Annotated in this window: 22 protein-coding genes and 1 riboswitch; of the genes, 14 read left to right on the top strand and 8 right to left on the bottom strand. The window is 62.7% G+C overall.

Translation table 11 applies throughout. The features are described from left to right. Positions 1 to 173: 173 nt before the first annotated feature. On the top strand, positions 174 to 476 hold the full coding sequence (locus tag FJ417_RS23670; RefSeq protein ID WP_140785097.1) for a hypothetical protein: 303 nt from the start codon (positions 174 to 176) through the stop codon (positions 474 to 476). Between the two features lie 346 nt (positions 477 to 822). Further along, positions 823 to 1,647: a hypothetical protein gene (locus tag FJ417_RS33185; protein WP_181183280.1), complete on the top strand. Its 825-nt coding sequence runs from the start codon at positions 823 to 825 to the stop codon at positions 1,645 to 1,647. Positions 1,648 to 2,303: 656 nt separating this feature from the next. Here FJ417_RS33185 and FJ417_RS23655 read toward each other — a convergent pair. Continuing rightward, positions 2,304 to 2,846 carry a J domain-containing protein gene (locus tag FJ417_RS23655; RefSeq protein WP_140644851.1) on the bottom strand — a complete coding sequence of 181 codons (543 nt, stop codon included), beginning with the start codon at positions 2,844 to 2,846 and terminating at the stop codon, positions 2,304 to 2,306. A gap of 513 nt (positions 2,847 to 3,359) precedes the next feature. On the opposite strand from FJ417_RS23655, the gene FJ417_RS23650 reads away from it, so the two are divergent. Continuing rightward, positions 3,360 to 3,767 (top strand): hypothetical protein, encoded by a 408-nt coding sequence (locus FJ417_RS23650; RefSeq protein ID WP_095820511.1) that lies wholly within the window; start codon positions 3,360 to 3,362, stop codon positions 3,765 to 3,767. 271 nt (positions 3,768 to 4,038) lie between these two features. On the opposite strand, the gene FJ417_RS23645 is transcribed toward FJ417_RS23650, so the two are convergent. Then, positions 4,039 to 4,386 (bottom strand): exopolysaccharide production repressor protein, encoded by a 348-nt coding sequence (locus tag FJ417_RS23645; protein WP_246687529.1) that lies wholly within the window; start codon positions 4,384 to 4,386, stop codon positions 4,039 to 4,041. Between the two features lie 274 nt (positions 4,387 to 4,660). Further along, positions 4,661 to 5,554, bottom strand: coding sequence for a DUF1236 domain-containing protein (locus tag FJ417_RS23640; RefSeq protein WP_140785095.1), 894 nt, complete (start codon positions 5,552 to 5,554; stop codon positions 4,661 to 4,663). A 248-nt stretch (positions 5,555 to 5,802) separates the two neighbouring features. On the opposite strand from FJ417_RS23640, the gene FJ417_RS23635 reads away from it, so the two are divergent. Together FJ417_RS23635 and FJ417_RS23630 are read left to right on the top strand one after the other, a co-directional pair. After that, positions 5,803 to 6,102: a DUF1236 domain-containing protein gene (locus tag FJ417_RS23635; protein WP_140645398.1), complete on the top strand. Its 300-nt coding sequence runs from the start codon at positions 5,803 to 5,805 to the stop codon at positions 6,100 to 6,102. 215 nt (positions 6,103 to 6,317) lie between these two features. After that, on the top strand, positions 6,318 to 6,539 hold the full coding sequence (locus tag FJ417_RS23630) for a hypothetical protein (protein WP_140652209.1): 222 nt from the start codon (positions 6,318 to 6,320) through the stop codon (positions 6,537 to 6,539). A gap of 286 nt (positions 6,540 to 6,825) precedes the next feature. On the opposite strand, the gene FJ417_RS23625 is transcribed toward FJ417_RS23630, so the two are convergent. Beyond that, entirely contained in the window at positions 6,826 to 7,176 is a 351-nt protein-coding gene (locus FJ417_RS23625) for a DUF982 domain-containing protein (RefSeq protein ID WP_140645399.1), read from the bottom strand. A 213-nt stretch (positions 7,177 to 7,389) separates the two neighbouring features. On the opposite strand from FJ417_RS23625, the gene FJ417_RS23620 reads away from it, so the two are divergent. From FJ417_RS23620 to FJ417_RS23600, 5 genes are all read left to right on the top strand, one after another. Continuing rightward, positions 7,390 to 7,689, top strand: a complete 300-nt coding sequence (locus FJ417_RS23620) for a DUF1236 domain-containing protein (RefSeq protein ID WP_140645400.1) — start codon at positions 7,390 to 7,392, stop codon at positions 7,687 to 7,689. A gap of 131 nt (positions 7,690 to 7,820) precedes the next feature. Next, positions 7,821 to 8,030, top strand: coding sequence for a hypothetical protein (locus tag FJ417_RS23615; protein WP_140645401.1), 210 nt, complete (start codon positions 7,821 to 7,823; stop codon positions 8,028 to 8,030). A gap of 119 nt (positions 8,031 to 8,149) precedes the next feature. Beyond that, positions 8,150 to 8,395 (top strand): DUF2934 domain-containing protein, encoded by a 246-nt coding sequence (locus FJ417_RS23610; protein WP_140645402.1) that lies wholly within the window; start codon positions 8,150 to 8,152, stop codon positions 8,393 to 8,395. A gap of 377 nt (positions 8,396 to 8,772) precedes the next feature. Continuing rightward, the gene (locus FJ417_RS23605; protein WP_140785094.1) at positions 8,773 to 9,273 is read left to right on the top strand and encodes a porin; all 501 of its coding nucleotides are present in this window, start codon (positions 8,773 to 8,775) and stop codon (positions 9,271 to 9,273) included. Positions 9,274 to 9,292: 19 nt separating this feature from the next. Further along, complete coding sequence (locus FJ417_RS23600; RefSeq protein WP_140703592.1) at positions 9,293 to 9,793, top strand: porin; 501 nt, start codon at positions 9,293 to 9,295, stop codon at positions 9,791 to 9,793. Positions 9,794 to 9,799: 6 nt separating this feature from the next. On the opposite strand, the gene FJ417_RS23595 is transcribed toward FJ417_RS23600, so the two are convergent. Both FJ417_RS23595 and FJ417_RS23590 read right to left on the bottom strand, forming a co-directional pair. Then, entirely contained in the window at positions 9,800 to 10,009 is a 210-nt protein-coding gene (locus tag FJ417_RS23595; protein ID WP_140785092.1) for a hypothetical protein, read from the bottom strand. Positions 10,010 to 10,162: 153 nt separating this feature from the next. Further along, complete coding sequence (locus FJ417_RS23590; protein ID WP_140785091.1) at positions 10,163 to 10,507, bottom strand: hypothetical protein; 345 nt, start codon at positions 10,505 to 10,507, stop codon at positions 10,163 to 10,165. Between the two features lie 219 nt (positions 10,508 to 10,726). After that, positions 10,727 to 10,839, top strand: a riboswitch (TPP riboswitch). On the opposite strand from FJ417_RS23590, the gene FJ417_RS23585 reads away from it, so the two are divergent. The 4 genes from FJ417_RS23585 to FJ417_RS23570 all read left to right on the top strand — a co-directional run bounded on the left by FJ417_RS23585 (position 10,830) and on the right by FJ417_RS23570 (position 14,155). Next, entirely contained in the window at positions 10,830 to 11,438 is a 609-nt protein-coding gene (locus FJ417_RS23585) for a YkoF family thiamine/hydroxymethylpyrimidine-binding protein (RefSeq protein WP_140652197.1), read from the top strand. It overlaps the preceding riboswitch by 10 nt. 28 nt (positions 11,439 to 11,466) lie before the next feature. Then, positions 11,467 to 12,372, top strand: coding sequence for an ABC transporter permease (locus FJ417_RS23580; RefSeq protein ID WP_140785090.1), 906 nt, complete (start codon positions 11,467 to 11,469; stop codon positions 12,370 to 12,372). Beyond that, complete coding sequence (locus FJ417_RS23575) at positions 12,369 to 13,142, top strand: ABC transporter ATP-binding protein (protein WP_140785089.1); 774 nt, start codon at positions 12,369 to 12,371, stop codon at positions 13,140 to 13,142. The genes FJ417_RS23580 and FJ417_RS23575 overlap by 4 nt, the downstream gene beginning before the upstream one ends. Further along, positions 13,139 to 14,155, top strand: a complete 1,017-nt coding sequence (locus tag FJ417_RS23570) for an ABC transporter substrate-binding protein (RefSeq protein WP_140785088.1) — start codon at positions 13,139 to 13,141, stop codon at positions 14,153 to 14,155. The genes FJ417_RS23575 and FJ417_RS23570 overlap by 4 nt, the downstream gene beginning before the upstream one ends. A gap of 56 nt (positions 14,156 to 14,211) precedes the next feature. Here the strand turns inward: FJ417_RS23570 and FJ417_RS23565 are convergent, their stop codons facing one another. After that, the gene (locus FJ417_RS23565) at positions 14,212 to 14,916 is read right to left on the bottom strand and encodes a hypothetical protein (RefSeq protein ID WP_246687528.1); all 705 of its coding nucleotides are present in this window, start codon (positions 14,914 to 14,916) and stop codon (positions 14,212 to 14,214) included. Positions 14,917 to 15,005: 89 nt separating this feature from the next. Continuing rightward, positions 15,006 to 19,523, bottom strand: coding sequence for a tetratricopeptide repeat protein (locus tag FJ417_RS23560; RefSeq protein ID WP_140785086.1), 4,518 nt, complete (start codon positions 19,521 to 19,523; stop codon positions 15,006 to 15,008). Positions 19,524 to 19,604: the final 81 nt, after the last annotated feature.

Genomic DNA, 19,604 nt, shown 5'->3' with positions numbered 1-19,604 from the left:
CGGAACAAAGCCCTTGATCCGGTCCCACTGGTCGTCCCGAAGCGCGTCGCAGTTCATCACTGATCCCCAAAAATCAGCGTTGAATCTGATTTGCCGGCCCGTGGGAATCCCAATTCCTTAAATCGTCACTACGGCCTAGGAATTTGCCTGTCATCCATATCGGAAGCGCAGCCATGACCTCTGTTGTTGGAAGCCAGCACGGCACCGGCTTGGTGCATCATCCGAGCAAACCTCCTGCGTCGTCGGAAGCCTTCCCGGGCAAGAGTGGCGAAAGCGTTGGCCACCTTGCAAAGGCCTCGGTTTGCGAGACGGATGACAGCGAGCCGAATGCGCAAGGAAAAGCCGCGTCCCGCATAGCTCGGATGGATCTGACGGTCCTTTCCCCGACCGGTTCAGGTGAACGCCAGGAGCCGGGCGCCGCGGTACCCACGGATCAGGATGCAGGCGACACGCAAGCCTCGGATCCTTCGCTTTAGGCGCGTCGCGCCGGGCGCATTTCTGGTCGACCGGGACTGGTTCTCGCGCCGGGCGGACGTTCCGGGTTTGCACGGTTTCGCCCGGGCGGGAATGTCCTTGGGACCATGGTCTGGCGAGACAAGGGCCCTCATTGTTCCAAACGGCCCAAGCGCGCTCGGCCCTTTGTATTTTCATTAAATTTCAATGCGTTAACACGCTATCTGGCGGAGATCGCCGGGCCGCGTCGGCCATGCTCTCATTTCGCGACCGCAATTGCTTAAAGTTTATCCGACGCCGTTAGGAAATTCTCATAAGAGGCTGCCTAGCGGTTGGGCCATGACGACGATTCATCTGCGGAGAAGCAAAATGACATTGCGAAAGACACTTCTGGCATCTCTTGCCATTCTGGCGCTTGCTGCGGCCCCCGCGCTTGCCGACGCTGGCGGCAATGGCGGCGGCAACGGCCATGGCGGCGGTAATGGCGGCGGCAATGGCAATGGCGGCAATGGAAACGGCGGCGGCAATGCCGGCGGCAACGGCAACGGCAACAGCGGCGCTTCGCACGGCAAGTCGGCTTCGGCTCCGGGCCACAACAAGGGCACCGACAACGCCTCGGACGACAGCGCGTCCGACGACAGCTCGACCGACAACACGACCACGGCCGCCACGTCGAAGGAGAAGAACCTTCACGCCAAGCTCGGCCGGTTGAACTCGCTGAAGCGCAATCGGAGCGCCTACGAGCATTCCAAGAGCAAGAAATTCGCCGGCGTCCAAGCTTACGTGACGCAGGCCGCGGCGGCCAAGAACGCGCAGGCCAAGCTCGACGCCGCGAACGCCCAATTGACCACCGACCAGAGCAAGCTCGCCGACTTCACTCAGCAACTCGCCGATCTCAACGCGACCGACACGACCGGCTTCACGCCCGAGCAGCAGGCCGCTCTCGATGCGCAGGTTGCCGAGGTTCAGGGGCAGATTGACGCCCAGAACACGGCAATCACCGCCGACAATCAGGCGGTCACCGATGCCCAGGCCGCGGTTGACAACGCGCCGCCCCCCACTGACGCGTCCTTGGACGCGGCCCTTGCCGAGATGGCCAACAAGCCGGTCGACGCCGACGTCACCGCCTGGGCCAAGGACACGCTGGCGGGCAAGATCGACGCGCAAGCCGCCGCCACGGCGACAACACCGTAAGGCCGGGCGAACCGACCAGAGGGTGAACGAAAAGCCGCCGGGCCCGCCCGGCGGCTTTTTTGTCGGTATGTCGCCGGCCGTGCACTCGCGATTTCAGAAAGAAAATGGCTCGCCTCGATCGAGACGAGCCAAAGCGGGAGCCGCACTGTTGGTGTCGGCTCCCGCTACAGGTTGCCACCTGATTTCACGAATGCTTGCTTTCTTGGGCGATGAAAAGCATGGGCGCCGGCCTGGCGGTGAGGATGTTCGGGTATCGCTGACGGCTTTCGCAAAATGTCGTGTTACGATACACTTATCGTTTGGCATGACAGGCCAGCAACAACTTTTGATGTTCGAGCGCCAGCCACGCGGGTATTGCTTCAAACAAGCTGTTGGCGGGGCGTCCTCGTAATCACCCCGACGGGTCGGCACCGGTCCAATGCGTCGGCACGTCAGACCTCGGTCACCTTGTATTCGGCGAAATACAACGCCAATGTAACCCTGCACTCCTCGTCTTGCCCGTCATGGTGCATGGCTTAGACTCCGCCGCCCCCGGCGAACCGAGCCCAGATATGGGGAGTTGAGAAGACGACAGTCGATTCCTCAGGGATGTAGCTGTTCCTTCATCGAGCCCGCCACTGGTTCAGGCGCCAGTCGGCGGGCTTTTGATGGTCGGCCTAACTCGCGTGATCGAGCAGGCGGGTGGCGTCGGGGCGATCCCGGCCCTGTTTGGTCCCGGCGTGATCGATGCCTTCCACGGTGATCGCGAACGTCCCGTTCTCGGTCCTGCCGATGAAGCCCTTCGCCTTGAGGTACCACAGATGGAATTCCAGGTGCTCGCGAGGGCAGCCCGACAGGCGCTCGAGCTCGTCGTCACCGATGCCCGGATTGTTGACGTCCCGCCGGCGCCTCACATAGAGGAGCGACAGCAGATTGGCCTGGATGACGGTATCCCTCTCCATGCCGCCGCCGTCGCGGGCTCCTTCCGTGAGTTCGTGACGAAGGCCAAGATGCTCCCGGTAAAGGATGTCGTACTGAGCCCGTTTGACTGGGTCCCGCAGCGTATTGTGGGCTTCCACGATCTCGCTGAAGCGCGCTTCGTTGCCTGTTTCCCGATTGTCGGGGTGGTAGCGCATGGCAAAGTAGCGGAAAATCCGCTCGATGGTCTCAGAATTGGCGTTCGGGCTTATTTCCAGAAGTTCGTAGTAGTCAATGAACATGTAATCGTGCTTCCGAAATTACGGAAACCACCCCCGTCGCCAAGCATTGCTCAAATGCTGCGGACGTGCAAGGCGCATCGCCTTGCCGTGCTGCACCATCGGTTCTAGCAGAAGGATGGGACGCTGAAAGCCCGTGCTCTCACCCGCCGGCTGAAAAAGGGGCGACGTCCTGTCTGGTAGTGCCTTGGTTCCGATGGCCGATCGGCAAGGGCTTGCGCTGTTCAAAGTCGGAAAACCCTACCGTGTCAGTCCGCTATAGCGGTGGAATAAATTCCGGGTTCTGTTACGTTAGCGCCGTCTGAAATTCAGGTGGCAACCTGGATGGGGCCGACCTCAAGCCCGGCTCCTTTTTGGCTCGCCTCGAAAGAGGCGGGCCATTTTTTTGCAAAGCCGTCGACAATCTCGCGGCTTTCGGCCGAAGCCCCACTGACTTAGGTACGCCATGGCTAATATGGCTTGCAGGATGTAGACTTCGCAGAGTCGGGTTTACAGAGGTATTGGGAGGACAACAAAATGCCACGGGTATCGGAGCTTTTCTTCAAGACGGCCATCGTCTTTCTTATTCTGGGCATCGCCGCCGGGCTGCAGATGGCGATTTCGGGCGATCACGGTGCCTTTCCGGCGCATGCCCACATCAACCTTCTTGGCTGGGTCACCAGCGCCATCTTCGGCGGCTACTATGCACTCAACCCGGCCAAGGCCGAGCGCCGCATCGCGATGATCCATTACGGCCTCTATACGGTCGGCATCGTGATCATGCTGCCCGCGCTCTACTGGATGCTGGCGGCAGGCCATCCGGAGATCGAGCCGGTCGTGGCGATCGGCTCGCTGATCGTCGCCGCTGCGGTGCTGGTCTTTGGCTTCGTCGTCTTCTCGTCTTCGGAGACTGTCCGCTCGGCTTCGCCGGCCACCGCGCGTTAACTCGGCGAACCACAGGATTGCAGCCGGCTCGGACCACGGTTCCGACGGCTGCAAGCCGGCCGTTTGCGTTGCGCCGCATTGACGTGGTGAAAGGCGGCCCGCCGGCGACAATACAAATTTGATGGCGCCTCGGAACTTTAGCACCGAGGCGTAGCCCGGTCCCTGCGTTCGAGCGGAGAATGCGGAGCGCCGGCTATTGCGGTGCGACGACCTCTCGAAAACGAAAAGACGGTCGGTCAGCAGCCCGGCCGCAAAGCGCCGCTCAAAGCGATTAAGGCAGCAGTTTCGGGAACAGCCACAAGATGAGAGCGTGGATGATGCCGTCGCGCTCGAACGGGCCGGGTATCTTGGCCGGTGCCGAGCTTGCGTCCGCCTTGCGTTCGTCGGTCACGCGGGTCTCGCCATGCACGAGCCAGAGCACGGCCACGAAATAGCCGGCCTGCAGAACCACGGCCGCCAGGAATGTCCAGCCGATCGCCATCCAGACAGATCCCGTGGAGGCGTAAGTCCAACCGAGGATCACCAGAAGCGTTGCCACCATTCCCACAAGAAACTGCGGAAAATACATCTGCCCATACGAGCGCCGCGGCCACATTCGGTCATCGACGATCTCGCCCATATCTCTACCCATCTCGACCCATGCACCTTTTCCTGGTGGACCGCAAGCTTGAACGATTTGCCGGCGGGCCCATCGCCCTTTCGTCCGATCCGATAGGGACTAGGGACGCAGGACTTCCGGTGTGACAACTGGGAATTGCGCCAAATCGTTCCCGAGGCTCAACATTCAACGCATGCCTAATGAACACGCGCAGGCGATTGCCCGTGTGTTCGGTTGTCTCTGCACGCAAAAAGGCCCGCCGCGTGGCGGGCCCTTGGCTGTCCTGCTATCCGGATCAGGTCAGGATCAGCACGATCTTGTAAGTGTCGGGGTCGACGATGACGATACGTCCGTCGGCCAGCACGAAATACTCGTAGGATTCGTAGGCAGGCACGATCTTGACGATGCGCGCCGGCAGGCGGTGCAGACGCACCTTGTGCCGCGGAACCTCGACGCCGACAGAGATGTCGAAGCTGACGTCGCGAACCGGTTCGACCCTGGTCTCGTGAATGATCTGCGTGACCTGCGTCTTCTGCTCCACCGTCACGTTGTTGATCGAGGCCGTCTTGTTCTGGTCGGTCTCGACATTGGTGTTGCCCTGGGCGTTCTGTTCGGTGTTGGTACCGGTCTTGCCCTGCGCGTTCTGCTCGGTCTGCATCTTGGTGTTGCCGCCCTGAGCGTTCTGCTCGGTGGTGGTTGTGCCGGAGTTACCCTGGGCCTGCTGATCGGTCTGGGTCTTCGTCTTGTTCTGGGCATTCTCCTCGGTTGTCGTACCGGTCTTGCCCTGCGCGTTCTGCTCAGTCTGCATCTTGGTGTTGCCCTGAGCGTTTTGCTCGGTGCTGGTCCCGGTCTTGCCCTGAGCCTGCTTCTTCTTCAGCTGTGTATTGTCCTGAGCATTCTGGTCGGTATTGGCGCCGGCCTGACCCTGGGCCTGCTCATCGGTCTTCATCTTGGCCGTGCCCTGGGCCTGCTCTTCGGTGTTGGCGCCGGCCTTGCCCTGAGCGTTCATCTCGGTCTTCGATTTCGTCTCGCCCTGAGCCTGCCCGCCGGCCTTGCCGCCCTTTTGACAATCGGCCGTGCCGGCCGCGCAATTGTCGCCGCCGCTCGGCTGTGCGGATTCGGTCTGCGCCATCGCGGCGCCGCAACCGACGCCGAGCGCGATCATACTTGTGATAAGCAGATGTTTCATGGGATTTCTCCTCGGAAAGTTCGGTCCCTTCACTAGGAAAACCCGGCCCGAAAAGCATTGTTCCGAAATTGCCGCGCCGCGCGCCGGTGACGTTCTTCGGACGCGCCTGTGACGTTCCCCCGAAAATGGTGTAGGCGAATTTTTTGCAGGAACAAGGCTTGTCGGCCGGCGTTACGCACATTGCCTACCGGCTGTGAAATCGCAGGCGCAGCGTGAGAGGCAATCTATCCAAATCAAGGAGAAGATCGATGAAAATGCACCTCACAACCGCAGCCGCGGGCCTGCTGCTTCTGACCGGCATCGGTGCCGCCGCCGCCGAGGATGTTATTATCCAGCCCGAACAGGAAACGGTCATCCGCGAATATGTGCATAAGCAGCCGCTGGCGTCGGTCAAGCTTCCCGGCGTCAAGCTCAGCATCGGCAGCGTCCTTCCCGACACCGTCGAATTGCACGAGGTACCGAACGTCAAGTACCGTTACGTCGTCGTCGACAATCAGACGGTCATCGTGGATCCCGGCACGCGCAAGATCGTCCAGGTCATCCAGTAGGATCATTCGCAGCTGAGTTGACGGCCTTGCCGCGGACTGCGGCCGGGCCGTTAACCAGTATTAATTCGTGACCACATGCTAACGGAACCTTCGTTCCGGGCTCGCGTTGCCGCTGCTGTGTTCGAAATTGCCTCATAGAGAACACAAGCATGCGCAGGATGCGGGAATCGGGCGGCGGCGAAACAGGCACGGGTTGGGGGAGGAGACTGACCAACATGTCGAAACGAGAAATCGGAACATCCCGTTCGCTCGGGATGCGTGTCGCCGATCTCAAAGCCAGGATGCGGGACGCCCGGATCACCGAGCATGAGATGAAGACCTTCCAGAAGGTCGCGGCCATCATGGGGGGCGGCGAGGGCTCCCTACGCATAGACGCGGACGATCTGATCGCCGCGTCCTTCGTCACCGAGGCCCCGGGCGAGTCGGCACCGAGCTGACAGCGGCCTCCAGCCGAATCCCCGATCGATCCAGTCGACCTCCAGCCGGCAAGGCGGCGGTCTGCAGGCAAACGGATGCAACGGACGTCAGCGCGCGCCCGGTTGCTCCGGGATTCGCGGGCCAAATCCTAAACTCGCGGTCAAGGCCAATGCGCACGGCGTCCTGGCGGATGGTCGTCATACGCGTTGTGAGGCGTGATCAACAGACGCTGCCGCTCCAGCGGGCGCCGCTGGCCCTGCGGACGTCATGCCCGTCGCTGCCGACCGGCCTTTGCCCGGCGAGGGACTATCCAGGCACGTGTCGGTTCTGTGCCCGGCTTTCGCGTACCCGGCTTCGCCTGATCTTTGCTTCGCGCAGCACCGCGACCGGATCGGCGCCGGTCCATTCGATTCCAGCCTTCCGCGCGAAGACCAGGAACGCCTGCCGCGCCTTGTCGAGATCGATCTCTCCGGTCCGCGCCGCCTCACAGGCGCGGAATGCGTTGGCGTAGCTATCGCCCCGCGTGGCCTGCGGCCATTCCTTGAGAAAGTTCTGCATCCCGGTGAGCGTGGCGATCTCGCGCTTGAAGCCGGCGCCCACGGCAATGGCCACGGGGGCCCGAAGTTCGATGTCGCTTCTGATGGGGCCTTCTTGCATGACTGCGGCATCCTTTGATTTTCAAAGACTTGGGCAGTTTCAATGCCTTCCAATGCGGAGCCGATGCGAAGGTTCCGCCAAATCAATTAGTCGTGGCTGACGGAACAACACCCTGCCGGCGGCGTTTGCCCCGGGAGCTCCCATGTTCGACCTGCCCGTGTTTCCGCCCCGCGGAGGCCAGGCGGAGCTCGCCAACGCAACAGGAGATAAACGATGAAAACCACCCTCATTCCAGCTGTCGCCGGCCTGGCTCTGATGGCCGGCATCGGCATCGCGGCCGCGGACGAGGTGATCGTCACCCCCGAGCAGCAGACCGTGGTCAGGGAATATGTCCACAAGCATCCGATCGCCTCGGTCAATGTGCTCGGCCTCGAGCTCGGCGTCGGCTCGACCGTGCCTGACACCGTCGAGTTGCAGCAGGTTCCGGACGTCCAGTACCGCTATGCGGTCGTCAATGACCATACGGTGCTGATCGATCCCGGCACGCGCCGCGTTGTTCAGGTGATCGAGTAGATTTAGTCCTGAAAGAGCCCGATCCTCTCCCCGGAGCATCGGGGAAGGATCGGGCTCTTCTCGTATCCGGGCATAAGGCCTAAGATAAACAGCGGTTTGGGAGGCAACGAAGCGCGGAAGGAGTCGTTGCCATGCATCATCCACACGTCGAATCACCTGACATTGCCCGCCAAGTCGACAGGCTGCTGGCCGAACGCGGCGATGGGCTGCTGTCGATCAAGCAGGCGGTCGCGCTGCTGCGCGAGCGCACCGGAACCGATCGTTCCGACGCCGACCTGGCCGGACTGATCGTCAAGAAGGCCGCGTATCTCGGCATCGCGGTGCTTTCCGACGAGAAGTGAGCCATCACCGGATATTGCTTCAAGATGCGTTTGCGCGCCGCGTCTACACCCAAGACGGCACGCGAAAATTCGGCTAATGTTTGGCTGGGGAACAGTCCCAAACCGTAGGAGGCGACAAAGTGACGGACGACAGGCACGAACGCATTCGCCAACGCGCGCACGAGATTTGGGAGCAGGCCGGCCGGCCTGAAGGCGCGCATATGGAGCACTGGGACCAGGCGACGGCCGAGATCGATGAGGCGGGCAGGCCGAAGAAAGCCGCCAAGAAGGCCGCTGCCGCCAAGGTCGAGAAGCCGAAGGCCGCGAAGGCGGAGAAGCCTGCCAAGGCCCCCAAGGCGCCACCCAAGTCGAAAGCCAAGGGCTGATCGCGTCCTAAAGGATTACGGGCAGTCGTCAGACCGTCTGCCGCATAGTTGACCCACCGGCGGCGCGACGGCGACCTGCAAAGCCGCGGCCCGCGCCAGCTGCGCGGGCCTATGTCCGCGAGCCTGCCGGGCAGATCGCCCGGCATCGCTTGATATTAGAGAGTGTTAATAAGCCTCGACGTCACAGCTCCAAATCATCGGGGAATTACTGATCAGGTTGAACTGTTTACTGTAGCTTGGCTGCAATATGTGTTCAATAGATGAAATGCTCCCAGTAAAAGTCAGGCATTGAGCGGAAGGCGCAGTTGACTCCGCGCGCTCGCATGCGCCTTTTTCATGCGAGGCTTTCTCTCAACATCCAACTTCGGGGATCAGGCATGCGGGGTATCAACCGTGTCATTTCATTTGCGTTTCTAGCTGTGGCGGGCGGTCTCTCTGCGCCTTGCCAGGCAGCGCCGGTCGAGTACGTCAGGGTCTGCACGGCTTATGGCGCGCAATACTATTACAGTCCCGGCACCGCCACCTGTATCAATGCCAACACGGGCGAGACGCGCAGCTTGACGGAGGACGGTGTGGTCGACGGCAAGACGGCGTTGGCGGGCAAGGTCGACGACATTGACCGCCGCGTCCAGCGCGCCTTCGAGGGTGCATCGGTGGCCTCGGCGCTGGCCGGCCCGGACCTGGTGCAGGGCGAGCATTTCGGCGTGCGCGTCAACTGGGGCAATGCCGGTCAATCCAACGCCATGGGCGTCACCGGCGCGGCGGTTCTTGGCGAGGGCTTCATGTCTGGCGGCAACGGTCGGCTGGCCGGCGCCGCAGGCGTCGGCTTCTCCGGCAAGACGGTCGGCGGCAATGCCGGCCTGCAGTTCACCTGGTAAGCGCGACCGGGGGCAATCAATGTTCAGATATCTTCTTGCGCCGGCGATCCTCGGCGCGGCAACGCTCCTTGCGGCGCCATCCCAGGCGGCAGTCGCGTATGTCAAGATCTGCTCCGCCTATGGAGCCAATTACTACTATAGTCCGGGCACGGACACCTGCATCAATGCCCAGACTGGCGTGACCAAGAAGCAGGTCGACGACGGCAATGGCGGCGAGATGACCGAGGTCGGTAAGACGGCGCTCGCGGCCCACGTCGATGACATCGACAACCGCATCACGCGCGCCTTTGAGAACGCCTCGATCTCGGCCGCGCTCGCAGCGCCCGATCTCGTCCAGGGCGAGCATTTCGGTGTGCGCGTCAACTGGGGCAATGCCGGCTATGCCAATGCCTTCGGCATCACGGGCGCCGCGGTGCTGAGCGAGGGCTTCGACCATGGCGGCCGGCTGACCAGCACGCTCGGCATTGCCTTCGCCGGCAGCCAGGTCGGCGGCAATGTGGGGCTGCAGTTCAGCTGGTAGGGGAGGCTACCGTCTCCCTTGCTTTCCGGCGTATTGCGCGACCGCGCAAATGAGAGCCAGCGCCGCCATATCGCAGGCGGTCCGCGACGGCGACGGTCCCCTGGCGAAAAGCACCGCGTCCGCGACGGGGATCGCCAAGCCATGCTTTCTGGCGAAGGACGTGACTTCGTAGGGCTGGTCGTCAGGCTGTATGCCGATGTCGATACGCTGGTCCATCAAACGAATTCCTCCCTGGTACGCGGCTTTACCCTCCTTCGCCTGAGACGAATTTAACCACCCGCCGCTCAGCCGCGTCCACCAATTGCCAATTGTATGAAACGATGCATTTTTCGACGGGAGGCCCAAGGGTTGTAGGGGGAGCTGCCTGCCTCACCACGCATCGCTCGACCGGGCAAACCTCATGCCGGCCGCGATCATCGCGCTTTCGCATTCGCTGATCAGCCTGAGATTGCGCAGATACCGCGCCACCGTCTCCGAGAGCCAGGCGGCGCAGGCCTCGACATAGGCGCGGCCATGCACCAGCGTGCCGGTCGAAAGCCGCTCGTCCTTCTCGGCGATCACCTTCAGATATTGCCGGATGAAACGGATGTCGTCGGCGATGTCCTGGCTGGCCATGCGCCAGGCGCCGGCGACGCGTTCGCGCTCGGCGAACGGCAATGGCGAGAGCAAAGGGCGGGAGAGGTCGGCGAAAGCGCCACGGTTCGCGGTATTCAAGCAAGTCCCCTCAAAGGAAGGGAAATATCGTACTTTATGTACGAAAAACAATCAAGCCGGATTCGTACAATTTGAACGACATTGCGGTTGCGATACCGCGGTTATAAGAAATCTGCGAAAATCTTGTAACCCGGCATCTCCCTTAGGGAGATGGGGCCCTTGGCTCAATTGGCCTCACAAAAAACCGCTTTCCCATTCGCTCGAACAGTGCTTTAACGCGGCCATCCACAGGGGTGCTCCGTACGGTCGGGGCTGAGATGGCGGCGGCAAGCCTCCGGACCCTAAAGCTGATCTGGATAATACCAGCGGAGCGAGGCGGGCCATGTTTTCCGGCGCACAGATTTCCCTTTATCCCATGGCTGACGATTTCGTCGGCGTCATCCTCGGCGCGTTGGGCGCGCTCGATCCTTACCGCGACAGGCTGAGGATCGAGACCGACGATATCTCGACGCTGCTGGTCGGGCCGCCCGAAGTGCTTTTTCCCGCCATGCGCGACCTGTTCGTCGCGGCGGCGAAGAGCGGCAGGCACTGCGTGCTGTCGGCCGCGGTCTCGCGCGGCTGCCCCGGCGAGCCGGACGACCCGATCTGCCGCTCGGACGAGATAGGCGGCCCGGCGATTCCGCTTGAGGAGCGCAAGCGCGCCGCGCTCCGCGCCGTCGAGGCGACGCCCTCGACCGACCAGCCGGTAGCGGCGCAATTCTCGCTCTATGTGATGGGCACCGGCGACCACATGGACGAGATCTATGGCTGCATCGACTTCCTGAAAAACTCCGGCGTCTTCGACCGCTCGAAGAATTTCTGCACCAGGCTGCGCGGCGATGCCGGCGCGGTGTTCGCCACGCTCGCCGAAGCCTTCTGCCGCTTCGGCCCCGGCGCGGGCCACGTGACGCTCGACATAACGATTTCGGCGAACAGCCCGACCGCGGTTTGAGCCGCGTAGCGCTGCCGAGGTAGATGTGATGGCTGTTTCGTTCGGTTCTACGCCGCAAGAAGAGCCTTCGGCGATTGGCGAAAGCCGGGATGCCGTCCAATCTCCCCCCTTGCGGGGGAGATCAGCTGTTGCCAACGCCTTCGCCAAAAGCCTCCCCGCCGCCATCGCTTTCGCTCTTCTCCTCATCGCCTGGGAGCTCTACGCCCGCCTCAGCGGCATCGCGTCCACCGTGCTCCCCGCGCCCTCGCGCGTGCTGGCGCAAGCCTGGGAGAACCGCTCGGCGCTTGCCGACAACACGCTGCCCACCATCCGCGCCACGCTGGCGGGCTTTGCCTGCTCGCTCGTTGCCGCCTTCATCCTCTCGGCGCTGGTCGACTTCCTGGCCCCGTTGCGCCGGGCGCTGTTCCCGCTGCTGATCGCCAGCCAGACCTTGCCGCTGGTGGCGATCGCGCCGCTGGTGGTGCTGTGGTTCGGCTTCGGGCTGCTGCCAAAAATCCTGCTCGTGGCGCTGGTCACCTTTTTCCCGATGATGGTAGCGCTGGTCGAAGGCTATGCCGCCACGGCCAAGGAGATCAGCCAGATGCTCGCCGCCATGGGAGCAGGGCGCTGGCGCGTCTTTTGGCTGGCGCGGCTGCCGTCGGCGCTGCCCTATTTCTTCGCCGGACTGCGCATCTCCATCACCTATGCCGTGGTGGGCGCCATCTTCGCCGAATATGCGGGCGCCGCGAAGGGGCTCGGCATCTACATGCTCAGCGCCAAGAACAATTTCCGCCCCGACCTGGTGCTTGCCGCCGTCGCGGTCAGCTCGGCGCTGACGCTGGCGCTGTTCGGCCTCGCCGTGCTCGTCCAGCGTCTCGCCATGCCCTGGGAAAATGCAGAGGGCGAAAGGGCGGGGCGCGACGGCGACAAGCCTGTCGGGGAGCGCCGGCCATGACCCGGCTCGAGCTCCGCCACGTGCGAAAGAACTTCGGCGCGCTCCAGGTTCTGGCCAGCGTCTCGCTCCATGTCGGCGCGGGCGAGTTCGTCTCGATCCTCGGTCCCTCCGGCGCTGGCAAGTCGACATTGTTCCAACTGCTCACCGGCGCGATCCGGGGCGAGGGCGAGATGCGCTTCGACGGCGCGCCGCTCGATGGCGCCCGCTTCGCCTTCATGCCGCAGCGCGACGCGCTGATGCCGTGGCGGCGCGTTATCGACAATGCGGCGCTGGGGCTCGAAGTGCAGGGCATGAAGCGGCGCGCGGCGCGCGAGCGCGTGGCGCCGTTGTTCGCCGAATTCGGCCTCGCCGGCTTCGAGCGCGCCTGGCCGGCCGAACTGTCCGGCGGCATGCGCCAGCGCGCCGCGCTCCTGCGCACCGTGGTGCAGCAGCGCGACATGCTTTTGCTCGACGAGCCGTTCGGCGCGCTCGACGCGCTCACCCGCGCCGCCATGCAGCGCTGGCTGGAGACGATGTGGCGAAACCATCGCTGGACGGCGCTGCTCATCACCCATGACGTGCGCGAAGCAGTGCTTCTGTCCGACCGTATCTATGTGCTTTCGGCGCGGCCCGCGCGCGTGGTGCGTGAGGTGGCCGTGCCACTCCCGCGCCCGCGCACCGAGAGCGCGGCGCTTGCCCGCGAGGCCGCGGCGATCGAGGCAGGCATCCTCGACACGCTGCTTGGCCAGTCCGATCCGAATTTCCGACCATCCGATGGAGAATTGAAATGACCGATCTGACCCGCCGCCAGGCGCTGTTTCTGGCCGCCGGCTTGCCTCTTGCCGGGGCTGTCACGCACGCCTGTGCCGCCACCCTGCAAAAGATCACGGTCGCGCTCGACTGGACCGTCAACACCAACCACATCGGCCTGTTCGTCGCCCGCGACAAAGGCTTCTATCGCGACGCCGGCCTTGACGTCGAAATCCTGCCCTATGGCGATACCGGCTCCGGCACGCTGGTAGCCAACCGTGTCGCCGATTTCGGCATTTCCGGCTCGCTCGGCCTGTTCACCCAGAAGAGTGCTGGCGCCGACCTGAAGGCCGTCTACGCCGTCGTCCAGTCGGAGACCGGCCGCGTCGTCTTCAACGCCGACCGCGCGGCGATCAAGAGCCCGAAAAATCTCGACGGCCTGACCTATGGCGGCTTCGGCAGCGCCTGGGAAAACGCGCTGCTGCGGACCATCATCCGCCATGACGGCGGCAAGGGCGATTTTTCGACCGTGACGCTGGGGACGTCCGCATACGATGCGCTGGCCAACGGCTCGGTCGATTTCACGCTCGAAGTCTCGACATGGGAAGGTGTCGAAGCGGAACTGAAAGGCCTCAAGCAGCGCAGCTTCCGCTACGCCGACTACGGCGTGCCGGACGAGCACACCACGCTGATCGCCTCCAGCAACGCCTTCCTTAGCGCCAATCCGAAAGCCGCCGCCGCTTTCGTCAAGGCGACGCGGCGCGGCTATGCCTTCGCGGTCGATCAGGCGCTGGAGGCGGGCGAACTGCTGATCGCCGCCAACAAGGACACACTCGCCAACCCGGCGCTGATCGACGCCTCGCTGAAGGCGCTGAACGACGGCCATTTCCTGAAGAGTGCCAACGGCGCCATCGGCACGATGGACAAGGCGAAGATGGAGGCGATGGGCGGGTATCTGTTCTCGTCGGGGATATTGCTCGACGGCAATGGCAAGGCGTTGACCGCGAAGCCGGACGTCGAGGCATATTTCAGCAACGAGTTTCTGGGCGCCTGAGAGGACGAAGGAACGCGGTGTCGCGCCGGAACCCGTCCGGAAATCCGGTGCAGAGCCTAATTCTCAACGATGGCGCGAAGCAGCGCGGTTTTGATGTGCCACCCGGGTTCGCCATGCAGTAACAGGGCGGCCTCATAGAATCTCGCCACGGCCGGGCACAGGCCCGGGAAGTCCTGGTTGGCGTTCGAGATAGCCTCCATCTCGGCCGACGTGCCGCCGATCTTTGTGAAAACGTCGGCGACCAGCGACCAGTCCTGATCGCTGGGCACGGCCGCCGGTAGACCGCTTCTTTTGGCGGCGCCGAAGGCGCGGAACAGCGTGGCGCCGATCCTGTCCAGGTCAGCCAGGAAATCGTGGCCGGGCGCACTGATCGCGTCCGGTCCGTTGCGCAGGTAATTGTTGCAGGTGGCCGGTGTTTCGCGCGCCATGACATGATTGAGCATGTCGAGTTGCGCCGAAAGCGCTTCCGAAGCGTTGCTGTCGGGGGTCGTAGGTAGGAGTGGCGCATATCTATGCCTGAGATCGGCGACCGCCTGTCTGCTGATATCGCGCACTTCTGTTTGGCTTCCGGCCTGGGCCGCGGCAGTGATCTTGCGCAGCATCGCATCGTAGTCGTCCGGAAATTCGCGGGCGATAGCCTCGAATATCTGGAGATCCTGCTTCCGGATCTCGGCATCGATGTCGGCGGTGGTCAGCGTCTGGGGCGGCATCTTTACTGACTGATAGTGGTGATGTCTGCCGCTGCCGAACATCGTTGGCATCACGTTAGTCCCAACGATGCTTACGGGGACGACCGCCGCGACTTGCAACCATTTCCAAGGTGACATCCGCCTACGCCCCGACACCCTTCTCACTCTGCCCCAAGGCTCAGCGCCTTCTTGCGGTCGGCTTCCGCACGCTTGCGGTCGCCCTTGGCTTCCCACACAGCGCTACGCGATTTGTATGCGCCAGCGAAATTTGGCCTTAACTTGATCGCTTGGTTGAGGTCGGCGATGGCGCCGTCATAGTCCGCTTTGCGGGCGCGGATCGTGCCGCGGCCGAAGTAACCGAAAACGTTATTGCGATCGAGTCTAAGAACCGTTTCGAAATCGCTGAATGCCACTGTGTCTTCGTGGTGCTTCATGCGGAACATGCCTCGACCGGCATAGATCCTTGCGTTCGTTGGATCGAGACGGACGGCGTTTTCGTAATCCGCCGATGCCCCGTCATAGTCCCCCTGGTAGCTGAGGACGCGGCCGCGATCGCTGTAAGTGTCACCGATGTCGGGGCCGATACTGATCGCCTGGCTGAAATCGGCGATGGCACGGGCATAGTCGCCCTTCGTCTCCCAAAGGATGGCGCGCGCTACATATGCGTCTCGGAAGGTGGGGAACAGGGCAATCGCTTTGCCATACTGCGCGATGGCGCCGTCATAGTCATCCCTGCCGTCCAGCACTTGTGCCTTGTTGAAAGCCGCCCTGGCTCCAGGCGGAATGCCACCCGCCAAGGTCGCCGCTCCGCTCTCGATCTTGCCTGACGTCTTTGCCTTCGCCGCCGCCGCAAGCTTGAGGCCCTTGCGGGCGAGGCTCATCTCCGGATCGAGCTTCAGCGCCTGGTCGAAATCGGCGATCGCCCGGCCATAGTCACCCTTGGCAGCGAAGGCGCCGCCACGCCCGAAATAGGCCTGCGCGTCATTGGCGTCGAGCTCGATTGCACGGCTCAAATCGGCGATGGCGCGATCCGGTTCGTTCTTTTTGGTCCACGCGACGGAACGGCCGATGTAAGCGTCCGAGTAGTCAGGGTAGAGCCCGATGACCTTGTTGTAGTCCTCGATCGCCGCGTCGTATTTGCCTTTGTCGACAAGCGCGATGGCCCGTCCGACATAGGGCGAGGCATCTTGCGGATCGAGCGCCATCGCCTTGTTGAATTGGGCGATCGCACGATCATATTGGCCCTTGTAGTAGAAGGCGTAGCCGCGATCGACCAGAGCGTTTAGCTTCTTCGAGGATGGCGCGATCGCGTTGCCGCCGGCACCGCCTTTCTTCTGCGTGGCCATCGCTGCTTTGCGCGCGGCGGCGTAGTTTGGATTGTGCGGGTCTAGTTTGGCAGCTTGGTCGAGGTCGGCAATGGCATCGGCGTAATTTTTGCCGTCGGCTCGCACCATGCCGCGTCCGTAGTAGCTGGCGGCGTCTTTCGGATCGATCTCGATCGCCGCTGAAAATGCCTCGATCGCTCGCTTCGGGTCTCCCGTCGCGTACCAGGCCGCTCCGGAACAGAAGAAAGCGCCGCTCGCTTTCGGGTCGAGCCTGATGGCTTTGATGCAATCGTCAAGCGCGCCGTCCGCGTCGCCCGCCGCGGCCTTGGCCAGGCCACGGCGCATGAGCGGCGCGGCCGCATCGGGAATAATGGCGATGGCCTTGTCGTAATCGGCGATCGCGCGGGTAAAATCCTTCTTGCCATCAAAGGCCCTGCCACGGCTGAAATAGGCGAGCGGGCTCTTAGGATCGATCGCGATGGCCTCTTCATAGGCCTCGATCGCTTCGTCATACTTTTCTTCGTGCAAGAGGCTGTCGCCGTTGGCTACCGCGTCGAGGACGCGGGGATCACTGGTGTCGATAAGCTTCGCCAACTTCGGATCGGCAAGCGAAAGATCGTCACTCGCACCAGGCTTGACCGCAGACGGGGTTTCTGCTGGCGCAACTGCGGTGGCGCTCTGTTCGTTCGCCGTTATGTCGGAGCCGTCCGCTTTGGTCATGCCATCGGCAGGCTCCCCGCTGACGTCCGCCGCTGCCTTGCGGGCTACGGCATAATCACCATTGCCGGGATCGAGCTTGAGCGCCTGATCGAAATCGGCGATGGCGCCGGCATAGTCTTTCCGGTCCGCCCGCACCATGCCGCGCGCGTAGTAGCTGGCGTCATGCCCGGGATCGATCCCGATCGCCACCGAATAGGCGGCGATGGCGCGCCCGGTGTCGCCCTTGGCGTGCCAGGCCATGCCTTTGCAATAGTGGGCGTCGCGCGCCTTCGGGTCGAGCGTCGCTGCCTGATCGCAATCGGCAAGCGCGCCATCGACGTCGCCAGACGTCACCTTGGCGAGCCCCCGGTGAAAATACGCGGCGGCAAAATTGGGGGCGAGTTGGATGACCCTGTCGAAGTCGGCGATCGCCTGGCTGTAATCGCGTGTGGCTGCCCTGGCCCTGCCGCGGCCGAAATAGCCGAAGCGGTTGTCGGGTTCGAGCGCGATCACCACGTCATAGGAGCCGATCGCCTTGTCGTATTTGCCCATGTCCAGCCAGGCATCGCCTTCCAGGATCGCTTGCAGGGCGCGCTGGTCTTTTGTCTCCAAGGTCTTTGCTGCCAGCGTGTCGTCCGTAGCCGCCAAATTCGGACGGACGATTTGTGGCTTTGGAGCAGCGGCCGCCGCCTTCGGCTGCTCAGGGTCCTGCGACGGTTCAGTTTTGCCCTCATCGCCGGCAGCCTGCTCGTCGCAGCTTGCCGACCGTGTGGAATCCAACTCCACGGCGCGCCGGCAATCCGCCGCCGCGCCGGCCCTGTCGCCCTTGAGCGTCCTGGCGCGGCTGCGGCCCAGATAGGCGTCGGCATTGTCGGGGTCGAGGCTGATCGCCTTGTCGAAATCGAGCAGCGCGCCGTCGACGCCGTATTTCGACAACCGCATCTGGGCGCGCTCGAGCAGTGTCTTGGCGGTCGCCGGATCCCCGTTTGGCTGCGTAGCGGTCGGCTGTTGGCCAGGCAGATTTTCCCAACACGTGCCTGCGCGTTTCCGATCGAGTTCGACCGCTCGCCGGCAATCGCCGATGGCGAGGTCGAAATTGCCGACGAGTGCCTCGGCGATCGAGCGGTTGTAATAGGCATCTGCATTGTAGGGATCGAGGCCGATGACAAAGCTGAATGTATCTATCGCGCCCTTGGGGTCGACCTGCATCGCCTGCAACCCCGATTTGAGGTTCCAAGCAATGGCGGCGGAGTTATCCTGCTTGGCATATAGTTGCGGCGGCGCATATGTGGGAGGCGGGGTAGGCTTGGCCGGCTGCGGCTCAACGGGGACTGGGACATCAGCCTGATTGGTCGCAGCGCTCGGCGACTGCAGCACGGGTTGCCCGTTCGCCCTGCTCCTGCTGATTTGGACGCTGAGCCTTTCTTTTCGGTAGTCGGCGTTGGCCGGATCGAGCGCGATCGCTTTGTCGAGGTCCGCAATCGCCTTGTCGGGATCCTTCGCCTCCCAGACGACTGCCCGCTCGAAATATGATTTTGGATCGTCGGAGCTGATGGCAATCGCTTTGTCGAGGTCGGCTAACGCCTCTCGTGAATTGCCGATCTGGGCCATGGTCATGCCGCGCACGCGGTAAGCTTGGGCGTTGGCCGGATCGCGGCGAACGGCTTCATCCAGATCGGCGATAGCGCGGGCATAATTCTTCTTTGAGGCCCAGCTCTTGGCGCGGTTGAAGTGGAAAGCGGAACTTGCTGGATTGAGCCGGATCGCCTCGTCGAATGCGGCGATGGCGCGGGTATGGTCGCCCTTTTCCTGCCACTCTACTCCAATCGCATTTTGAGCAGAAGCTGGGTTTGGGTCGGTCGCGCCGTCGCCCGGCTCACCGAAAGCCTCGACAATCAGTCGCGTGCAATCGCGCCCCTTGTCCGCATCGATATTGGCGATGCGCTTGCAATCGGCCTTGGCTCGCTTGCGATCACGCTCGGCGATCGATGAGCGGGCGCGGTCTAGGTAAGGAGCGATAGGGTCAATACGGACGCTCTCCGCTTTGTCGTAGTCGGCCTGGGCTCGCGCTGCGTCGCCTTTGTCTTCCCACACAACGCCGCGCACGCCATAGGCCATTTCATTGGCGGGATCGATGTCGATCGCCTTGTCGCAATCGGCGATAGCCCGATCATACTCGTCTTTCTTGTTGAGCGCCCGCGCGCGATCGGCATATCGGCTTGCATCATCCGGCGTAAGCGCGATCGCTTTTGTGTAGTCCGCGACGGCCCGGTCGAAATCCCCTTTGCTCTCCCAGGCGATGGCGCGATTGGTAAATGCGCGGACGTAAGTCGGATCGATCGCGATTACCTCGTTCATATCGGCGATGAGGTGGGCAATATCGTTCCTCTGTGCATAGGCCAGGCCGCGCACAAAATAGGCGCTTACGCGAAGATCAGGCACCTCGCCTCTGTCCTCGGCGATTGCGGTGCAGGCGGCAACCTGCCGGTCGGCGGAGACTTTGCTCTCACTGAAGCAAGTGTTGTAGTCTTTGCCAGCCGCGAATGTTTTGCTGCCGAAAGCACCAAGCACAACCACCCCTGCCAGCGCCAGGAGCGGCCCGCTCGGAACCCAGGCAACAAACGCGCGCGTCAACGCGCCGGTGTGGCGTGACATGATTGATCCTCCCCCCGGAGTGACCGCGACTGCTCTCGCGGATACCTATATAGTTCTGTTTTTGTTCCCTAATGCAAGCAG

This window comes from Mesorhizobium sp. B3-1-7, from assembly GCF_006439385.1.
Taxonomy (GTDB): domain Bacteria; phylum Pseudomonadota; class Alphaproteobacteria; order Rhizobiales; family Rhizobiaceae; genus Mesorhizobium.
The sequence above is the reverse complement of the archived record's forward strand: the minus strand, read 5'-3'. Positions and strand labels throughout refer to the sequence as shown.

What these genes read in the sequence shown, in the direction of transcription:
- FJ417_RS23670 (WP_140785097.1), top strand. Translation starts at nt 174, where the DNA reads ATGACCTCTGTTGTTGGAAGCCAGCACGGCACCGGCTTGGTGCATCAT.
- FJ417_RS33185 (WP_181183280.1), top strand. Translation starts at nt 823, where the DNA reads ATGACATTGCGAAAGACACTTCTGGCATCTCTTGCCATTCTGGCGCTT.
- FJ417_RS23655 (WP_140644851.1), bottom strand. Translation starts at nt 2,846, where the DNA reads ATGTTCATTGACTACTACGAACTTCTGGAAATAAGCCCGAACGCCAAT.
- FJ417_RS23650 (WP_095820511.1), top strand. Translation starts at nt 3,360, where the DNA reads ATGCCACGGGTATCGGAGCTTTTCTTCAAGACGGCCATCGTCTTTCTT.
- FJ417_RS23645 (WP_246687529.1), bottom strand. Translation starts at nt 4,386, where the DNA reads ATGGGCGAGATCGTCGATGACCGAATGTGGCCGCGGCGCTCGTATGGG.
- FJ417_RS23640 (WP_140785095.1), bottom strand. Translation starts at nt 5,554, where the DNA reads ATGAAACATCTGCTTATCACAAGTATGATCGCGCTCGGCGTCGGTTGC.
- FJ417_RS23635 (WP_140645398.1), top strand. Translation starts at nt 5,803, where the DNA reads ATGAAAATGCACCTCACAACCGCAGCCGCGGGCCTGCTGCTTCTGACC.
- FJ417_RS23630 (WP_140652209.1), top strand. Translation starts at nt 6,318, where the DNA reads ATGTCGAAACGAGAAATCGGAACATCCCGTTCGCTCGGGATGCGTGTC.
- FJ417_RS23625 (WP_140645399.1), bottom strand. Translation starts at nt 7,176, where the DNA reads ATGCAAGAAGGCCCCATCAGAAGCGACATCGAACTTCGGGCCCCCGTG.
- FJ417_RS23620 (WP_140645400.1), top strand. Translation starts at nt 7,390, where the DNA reads ATGAAAACCACCCTCATTCCAGCTGTCGCCGGCCTGGCTCTGATGGCC.
- FJ417_RS23615 (WP_140645401.1), top strand. Translation starts at nt 7,821, where the DNA reads ATGCATCATCCACACGTCGAATCACCTGACATTGCCCGCCAAGTCGAC.
- FJ417_RS23605 (WP_140785094.1), top strand. Translation starts at nt 8,773, where the DNA reads ATGCGGGGTATCAACCGTGTCATTTCATTTGCGTTTCTAGCTGTGGCG.
- FJ417_RS23600 (WP_140703592.1), top strand. Translation starts at nt 9,293, where the DNA reads ATGTTCAGATATCTTCTTGCGCCGGCGATCCTCGGCGCGGCAACGCTC.
- FJ417_RS23595 (WP_140785092.1), bottom strand. Translation starts at nt 10,009, where the DNA reads ATGGACCAGCGTATCGACATCGGCATACAGCCTGACGACCAGCCCTAC.
- FJ417_RS23585 (WP_140652197.1), top strand. Translation starts at nt 10,830, where the DNA reads ATGTTTTCCGGCGCACAGATTTCCCTTTATCCCATGGCTGACGATTTC.
- FJ417_RS23580 (WP_140785090.1), top strand. Translation starts at nt 11,467, where the DNA reads ATGGCTGTTTCGTTCGGTTCTACGCCGCAAGAAGAGCCTTCGGCGATT.
- FJ417_RS23575 (WP_140785089.1), top strand. Translation starts at nt 12,369, where the DNA reads ATGACCCGGCTCGAGCTCCGCCACGTGCGAAAGAACTTCGGCGCGCTC.
- FJ417_RS23570 (WP_140785088.1), top strand. Translation starts at nt 13,139, where the DNA reads ATGACCGATCTGACCCGCCGCCAGGCGCTGTTTCTGGCCGCCGGCTTG.
- FJ417_RS23565 (WP_246687528.1), bottom strand. Translation starts at nt 14,916, where the DNA reads ATGCCAACGATGTTCGGCAGCGGCAGACATCACCACTATCAGTCAGTA.
- FJ417_RS23560 (WP_140785086.1), bottom strand. Translation starts at nt 19,523, where the DNA reads ATGTCACGCCACACCGGCGCGTTGACGCGCGCGTTTGTTGCCTGGGTT.